Genomic DNA, 6,517 nt, shown 5'->3' with positions numbered 1-6,517 from the left:
CTGTGCGGACCAGGCAACTCTGAAGCGGCGCAGGTGCGGTGACAGAGGGGGAGGGCTTACGAGTTGTCTTAGATGCCCTCAGGAGCCAGCCGATGGCGATGCCGAAGACGCCTTGCCCGCCCTGGAGAAGGTCGATGACCTCGTCGTTGCTGGTGCACTCGTAGACCGAGGCGCCGTCGCTCATCAGGGTGACGCGGGTGAGGTCGTCGGTGCCGCGCTCACGCAGGTGCTGCACCGCAGCACGGATCTGCTGCAGCGAGATGCCCGCGTCGAGGAGTCGCTTGATGACCTTGAGGATCAGGATGTCGCGGAAGGAGTAGAGCCGCTGGGTGCCGGAGCCGGTGGCGCCGCGCACGCTCGGCTCGACCAGGCCGGTGCGGGCCCAGTAGTCGAGCTGACGGTAGCTGATCCCAGCCGCGTTGCAGGCCGTCGGCCCGCGGTAACCGGTGTCGCTCGGCAGGGGCGAGACATCGTCGGTGAAGAGAAGGCCCTGCTCGTCGGCCTGCTCCGCCGCGCGTTGCGCGTCGTCGGCGCCGTGGCCGGGCTTCTGCTCGTGGTCGAACACGATGTCCTCCATCGTCTACTCCGTTGTGCGTAACTCCACTCGGGGAATGAACGGCTGCGGCGGGGGGACCACACCGTTGGAGTTACAACAGAGACAACTACAAGGTAAGCGTCGCAAGGTCCCTGGTCAAAGAACCCCCTCCGGCGTGTCGCCCAGGCTAACCCTCAGGTTCAACTTGAGGCTTTTCCATCAGTGGGACTCGAAGTCCTCGGGCGTGATCTCGTCGAGGAACTCACGGAACTTCTCGATCTCGTCCTCCTGCTCGGCCGGAACAGCCAGTCCGGCCTCGTCGAGCACCTCGTCGGAGACCACGATCTTCGTGCCCGTACGCAGCGCCAGCGCGATCGAGTCGGAGGGTCGTGCGCTCACCTCGACCCCCGAGGCGAAGACCAGGTTGGCATAGAAGACGCGGTCGGTGACCGAGGTGATCTGCACCTCGGTCAGCTCGTTGCCGGTCGCCTCCACGACGTCCTTGAGCAGGTCATGGGTCAGCGGCCGCGGCGGCACCACGCCCTGCTGGGCGAAAGCGATCGCGGTCGCTTCCACCGCGCCGATCCAGATGGGCAGGTATCGCTCGCCCGCCACCTCGCGCAGCAGCACGATCGGCTGGTTGGAGGGCATCTCCACTCGGACTCCGAGCACATCGACCTCGCGCATGTCATCCACCCTACCCGGCTCCAGGTCGCGAGAGCAGCCTGGTCACCGGCGACATGAACCAAATCAGCGATCGCGCCGCAGCCCGGACTTCACCAGGGTGGCGTGCATACGGACCGCGAGCGAGGCGATCTCGCTGCCGATCTCCTCGGCGCGGCCCTGCGCGCCGGCGTTGCCGGGGCGCCGCAGCGGCGCGACGATCTGCTCGATGAGACCGACCTCGCGGTCGGCGGCGGCCTTCATGCCACGCAGGTGTCGAGGCTCGATGCCGAACTCGGCGAGCTCCTTGGCCGTGCGCGCGATCGCGAGAGCGTCGGTGTCGTAGTGCCCGCTGCGCAACGGCACCACCAGTGCCATCTTCTCCAGCTCACTCAGCAGCGTCTCGTCGACCTCGGCCACCTTGAGGAGCTCGCGTCGCGAGATCCGCATGTGGTCCGTGCGCCGGAACGACTCCGCCCCGGGCGCGCCGTCGGGTGTGAGGGCGACTGTCGGGACGGTGGGGACGGTCGGCTCGATCGCCGGCGGCTCGAGGCCGCGGTCGATCGCGTCGAGGTGCTCGCCGATGACCTTGAGCGGCAGGTAGTGGTCGCGCTGCATCCGCAGGATGTAGCGCAGGCGCTCCACGTCGCGGCGGGAGAACTTGCGGTAGCCCGCGGGAGTGCGCTCCGGCTTGATCAGTCCCTTGTCCTCGAGGAACCGGATCTTCGGGATCGTGACCGTCGGGAAGTCCGGACGCAGCTGGTCCAGGACCTGCCCGATGTTGAGCCGCTCCCCCGAGTCGCTAGCCGGCCGTTGAGGGTCAGGCATCGCGGCGGCGGCCATCGGCTACGCCCCTTCGTGCCCGGCGTAGAAGACGAGCCGGAACTTCCCGACCTGCACCTCGTCGCCGTCCTTGAGGACGAGGTTCTCGATGCGGTCGCGGTTGACGTAGGTCCCGTTGAGGCTGCCGACGTCGGAGACCTCGAAGGTGTCGCCGGTGCGCTTGAACTCGGCGTGGCGGCGGGAGACGGTGACGTCGTCGAGGAAGATGTCGCTGTCCGGGTGACGACCCGCGACGACGATGTCCTGGTCGAGAAGGAAACGGCTTCCGGCGCCGGGGCCGCGCTGCACGACGAGCATCCCGTTGCCCCGCGGCAGGGCCTCGACGGTCGCCGCCTCGATCGGGCTGAGCACCCGGTCGGAGGTGTCGGCGTCAGCCCCGAGCTGAATCGTCGAGGTCTGGTCGGTCCCGGTCAGGCTTACGCCACACTGCGAGCAGAACCGCGCTTCGTCGGGGTTCTGGCTGCCGCAAGCGGGGCACACGGACATTTTGTAGCTCCAGGTTCATCGAGGGCCGGGCACACACCCTCAAGTGAACGTTGAGGGATGGTAACCGCAACCTATCAGGTCGGCCCAGGTGTTCGGTTGGTTACGCGTCGAGCGACGCCTCGTACGCCGCGGCGTCGAGGAGGCTCTCCAGCTCGGCAGGATCGGCCGGGGTGACCTCGAAGAGCCACCCGCCGCCGTAGGGGTCGTCGTTGACCAGCTCGGGCGTGGCGTCGAGCGAGCCGTTGACCGCGACGACCTCACCGGTGATCGGCGCGTAGATGTCGCTGACCGACTTCGTCGACTCCAGCTCGCCGCAGCTCTCGCCCGCCTTGATGGTGTCGCCGACGGCAGGCAGCGAGACGTAGACGATGTCGCCGAGCGCGTCCTGGGCGTAGTTGGTGATCCCGATCCGTACGGAGCCCTCGGTCTCGCCAGGGTTGCGCAGCCACTCGTGCTCGCTGGTGTACTTCAGGTCCTCGGGGTACACGGGCATCTCCTCATCAGGCGTACTGGTCTGGCTACGGAAGATCGTCCCGCGAGCCGGTTGACGAAACCCTACTGCGCCGCACCGACGAAACGGTCAGCGGGACACGGTGTGAATCGACTCGATGTCGATCTTCTCCTCCGACTCCACCTCGACCTCCGCGCCCTGCTCCTCGAGCTGGTCCTGCGGGCCCTGGTAGAAGTCGATCGCACCGGCCAGCGTGTCGGGCGGACCGATGACCTCGAGGCGGTAGGGCGGGCTGATCAGCTCGCCGCTGACGTTGAGGCCGGGAGCGGGCTGGCCGATCTCGATCGAGGAGGAGGCGACCAGGCGTACGGCCTCACCGTCGGCCCCCTCGATCTCCATCGCCTCGGCACCGCTCGTACGCAGCTCCTCGATCAGGTCGAGGAGGGCGGTCAGTCGCAGCGGGTCGGCCCCGGGGTCGATCTCGATGGTGATGCCCGGACCGCTGACGGGAACAGTTCCGGCGATCACCCGGAGCGTGTCGACCTGCTCCTCGGCACGCTGGAGCGCGGTCTGCTGCTGGAGGGTCTGGTCCTCGAGCTCGTCGCGGGTCGCCTCGAGCTCCTCGATCTCCTCCTGGGCCTTCTGCGTCGTGCCGGCCAGGCCGGAGAGGATGTCGATCAGCTCCTGCTCACGCAGACCGGCATAGGTGGAGTCCTCGGTGTTCGTCTGGACCTGCACCACCGCCGCGTAGCCGAGTACGCAGAGCAGGACCGCCACGGCCACCTGGCCCCGCCGGAAGTGGGTGAGCGCGTCGAACAGGCGCGCCCGGCCCACCAGGGGCGCGGGTTCCTCCTCGGGCTCGTCCGCCTTCTTCGGCACCTCCGCCGCCTCGGCGACCTCATCGAGCTCATCGGGCTCATCGGGCCCGTCGGGCGTGTCGTCATCGCCGGGCTCGTCCGGCTTCTCGGACTTCTCGGGCTCCAGCGCCTCGGTCGGCTCCTCAGGCTCGGCCGGATCGGCCTCTTCCGCACCCTCGTCGCCGGTCGTCGCGGTGGTCTCGTCCGTCGCCGTCTCGGTCTCGCCCGACTCCTCGGGCTCGGCGGCGGGCTCGGGCTCAGGCTCGGCAGCCTGCGGCTCCTCGGACTCCTCAGCGACGACCTCATCCGAGGTGTCATCCGCAGCGGCGTCGTCAGCGGCGTCGTCAGCGGCGTCGTCCTCAGTCCCGGCGGCATCCCGGGTCTCGGGCTCATCGGCCACGGCGGGCGCGTTGTCGGTCGCCTCGACCGCCTCGTCGACCGAAGCCTGCTCAACAGACGGCGTACCTTCGTCCTCGACCTCCGGCGTGACAGCGTCGTCGGAGACGGGCTTCTCCGCCGGAGCCTTCTTCGCCGGGGTCCGCTTGGCCACGGTCCGCTTCACCGCCGGCCTCCGCTTCCGCTCAGGCATGGAAGATGTGCCTCCGGATGGCCGCGACGTTGGTGAAGATGCGGATGCCGAGGACGACGATCACGCCCGTGGAGAGCTGGCCGCCGACGCCGAGACGGTCACCGAGGTAGACGATGCCCGCGGCGATGACGACGTTGCTGATGAACGAGACGACGAAGACCTTGTCGTCGAAGATGCCGTCCATGAATGCCCGCAGCGCACCGAAGACGGCGTCGAGCGCGGCGACGACGGCGATCGGGAGGTAGGGCGCCAGACCGACGGGCACCTCGGGCTGGAAGAACAGTCCCAGCACGATGCCGATCACTAGGCCGATGACGGCGATCATTCTTCGCGGTCCCCTTCGCTGTTCTGTTCAGTGTCTTCGTCGGTGTCGTCGGTGGGCTTCGCTGAGCCCTTCGAGCCCCGGGAGGCCTCGTCGTCAGACTCGGGCCCGAGGTGGGTGAGCTCCAGCAGATCGGCCGGCGCCGCGGGGAGGGTGAGCCGGTCGATGTTCTCGACGTCGTAGGGCATCCCGTAGTCCTGCGTCGTGGTGTGGATCATCGCGCCGGAGACCGTCTCGGCGAAGCGTGCGGCCAGCGTACGCGGATCGCCGATCGCCGACACCTCATATGGGGGCGAGAGCGAGACGTCGTTCATCCGGAGGGTGGCACCGGAGGTGATCACGCCGCTGCGCGCGGTGACCCGCTGACCGTCGACGGCCACGGCGGTGGCACCCGCCTCCCACAGTCCGTTGACGATCACGGCGAGATCGTAGTCGCGGACCGTGCCGCCTTCGTTGCCGTCGGCGGCATTGTCGATGGTGATCCGGATCCCCGAGCCGGTCACCGGGGCGAAGCCGGTCTCCTCCGCGGTCTCGACCGCGGTCGAGGAGGCGGACTTCGCCCGGAGACCGAGCGAGTTCAGCGACCCCTCACTTCGCTGGTTGTCCTCCCGGAGCGCCGAGATCTGGCGGTGCAGGTCGGCGATCCGGTCCTGGCGCTGCTCGATGCGGTCGACGAGCACCTGTCTGCTGGTCTGGCGGATGTCCTCGTTGCGGGAGGTCTGCACCGCGGCGGTCGTGGCCAGCAGCGCGAAGAGACCCACGACGATCATGGCCCACACGCCCGGCCGGCGGCGACGGGCCGGCTCCTCCCCCGTCGGCTCGCGACGCGCAGCAGCGGCCTTGTAGTCGGAGTCGATCGACTGGTCGGTGATGCGGTCCAGGAGCGGCTTGGTGACGTAGGCGCGCAGGTCCTCGCCGGGGATCTGCTCAGGCATGGGTCGCACCACCCTTCTCCAGCGGTGGCGTGGTGGCCATCAGGCGACGCACCTCCTGGGCGTAGAGGACCAGGCTCCACCACAGCAGCAGGACGCCCCACAGCGCGAACGCCCAGCCGAACGCCTGCGCCAGCTGGATCGGCAGGCTCGGCTCCAGGCCGAGGTCGAGGGTCTCGGGGATGTCGTGGCTGAGGTAGAGCAGCGGGAAAGAGACCAGCAGGCAGAAGGCGGCCACCTTGCCGAGAAGATGCACCGGCAGCGTACGCACCCCGCGGCTGCGCAGCGCCGGGATCATCGCGAGCAGGCCGACGAGCCGCAGCGGCACCAGCAGCGCGATCGGCCACGGGATCACGTCGATCTGCCAGAGCGCGAACGTCGCAGCGAGGACGAAGACGGTGTTGGCGACCACGTCGAGCAGCTCGCCCGTGGGGCGGCGGCCCAGCTGCTTGCGGTTGAGCCAGCTGTCGAGGAGGTCGGTGACCACCGCGAGAACGAACGCCGCGAGCGCGATCGTGTCGTCCTCGGCGATCATCACCGCCCACAGCATCACCGGCGCGTAGACGAGCCGCAGGATGCTGAGCAGCTTGCCGAGCACGGGCTGGTTGCGGTCGACGGAGCCCAGCGGTCGTTGCCGGGCGTCGCGGCGAGGACGCAGGCGGGGATCACCGGATCGACGGTTGGGCACGGACAAACCCTAGTGCTTACTCGGTAGCGGTGGAGTCATCGGCATGGGCGGCGTCGCGGATCTCCCCGACCACGTTCTCTACGGCGCGGCAGAGTGCCTGTTCGGTGACGTCGTCGAAGTGACGATGGCGTTGACGGACGGGTACAACGCC

Annotated in this window: 9 protein-coding genes; all 9 read right to left on the bottom strand. The window is 68.7% G+C overall.

Annotated features, from left to right (window positions below; all coding sequences use genetic code 11):
* Positions 1-577 (bottom strand): MerR family transcriptional regulator (locus tag ACFVJS_RS25425; protein ID WP_378886208.1); only part of this gene is annotated, 577 nt, incomplete at its 3' end.
* Between the two features lie 177 nt (positions 578-754).
* Entirely contained in the window at positions 755-1,222 is a 468-nt protein-coding gene (locus tag ACFVJS_RS25420) for a bifunctional nuclease family protein (protein WP_165112639.1), read from the bottom strand.
* Positions 1,223-1,285: 63 nt separating this feature from the next.
* The gene (locus ACFVJS_RS25415; protein WP_378886206.1) at positions 1,286-2,041 is read right to left on the bottom strand and encodes a MerR family transcriptional regulator; all 756 of its coding nucleotides are present in this window, start codon (positions 2,039-2,041) and stop codon (positions 1,286-1,288) included.
* Positions 2,042-2,044: 3 nt separating this feature from the next.
* Entirely contained in the window at positions 2,045-2,527 is a 483-nt protein-coding gene (locus ACFVJS_RS25410; protein WP_378886204.1) for an FHA domain-containing protein, read from the bottom strand.
* Positions 2,528-2,627: 100 nt separating this feature from the next.
* Positions 2,628-3,020: a glycine cleavage system protein GcvH gene (gene gcvH / locus ACFVJS_RS25405; RefSeq protein ID WP_378886202.1), complete on the bottom strand. Its 393-nt coding sequence runs from the start codon at positions 3,018-3,020 to the stop codon at positions 2,628-2,630.
* Between the two features lie 87 nt (positions 3,021-3,107).
* The gene (locus ACFVJS_RS25400) at positions 3,108-4,397 is read right to left on the bottom strand and encodes a DUF881 domain-containing protein (RefSeq protein WP_378886200.1); all 1,290 of its coding nucleotides are present in this window, start codon (positions 4,395-4,397) and stop codon (positions 3,108-3,110) included.
* A gap of 19 nt (positions 4,398-4,416) precedes the next feature.
* Positions 4,417-4,749 carry a small basic family protein gene (locus ACFVJS_RS25395; RefSeq protein ID WP_008359542.1) on the bottom strand — a complete coding sequence of 111 codons (333 nt, stop codon included), beginning with the start codon at positions 4,747-4,749 and terminating at the stop codon, positions 4,417-4,419.
* Positions 4,746-5,681, bottom strand: a complete 936-nt coding sequence (locus tag ACFVJS_RS25390) for a DUF881 domain-containing protein (protein ID WP_378886198.1) — start codon at positions 5,679-5,681, stop codon at positions 4,746-4,748. The genes ACFVJS_RS25395 and ACFVJS_RS25390 overlap by 4 nt, the downstream gene beginning before the upstream one ends.
* On the bottom strand, positions 5,674-6,366 hold the full coding sequence (locus ACFVJS_RS25385; RefSeq protein WP_378886196.1) for a CDP-alcohol phosphatidyltransferase family protein: 693 nt from the start codon (positions 6,364-6,366) through the stop codon (positions 5,674-5,676). The genes ACFVJS_RS25390 and ACFVJS_RS25385 overlap by 8 nt, the downstream gene beginning before the upstream one ends.
* Between the last annotated feature and the right edge of the window lie 151 nt (positions 6,367-6,517).

It is taken from the genome of Nocardioides sp. NPDC057772 (assembly GCF_042798075.1).
Taxonomy (GTDB): Bacteria; Actinomycetota; Actinomycetes; order Propionibacteriales; family Nocardioidaceae; genus Nocardioides.
Note: the sequence above shows the minus strand (reverse complement) of the source record. Positions and strands in the feature narration are given on the sequence as shown.

Excerpts from the sequence above, each read along its gene's own strand:
- ACFVJS_RS25395 (WP_008359542.1), bottom strand. The coding sequence starts at position 4,749 with ATGATCGCCGTCATCGGCCTAGTGATCGGCATCGTGCTGGGACTGTTC.
- ACFVJS_RS25410 (WP_378886204.1), bottom strand. The coding sequence starts at position 2,527 with ATGTCCGTGTGCCCCGCTTGCGGCAGCCAGAACCCCGACGAAGCGCGG.
- ACFVJS_RS25390 (WP_378886198.1), bottom strand. The coding sequence starts at position 5,681 with ATGCCTGAGCAGATCCCCGGCGAGGACCTGCGCGCCTACGTCACCAAG.
- gcvH (WP_378886202.1), bottom strand. The coding sequence starts at position 3,020 with ATGCCCGTGTACCCCGAGGACCTGAAGTACACCAGCGAGCACGAGTGG.
- ACFVJS_RS25415 (WP_378886206.1), bottom strand. The coding sequence starts at position 2,041 with ATGGCCGCCGCCGCGATGCCTGACCCTCAACGGCCGGCTAGCGACTCG.
- ACFVJS_RS25420 (WP_165112639.1), bottom strand. The coding sequence starts at position 1,222 with ATGCGCGAGGTCGATGTGCTCGGAGTCCGAGTGGAGATGCCCTCCAAC.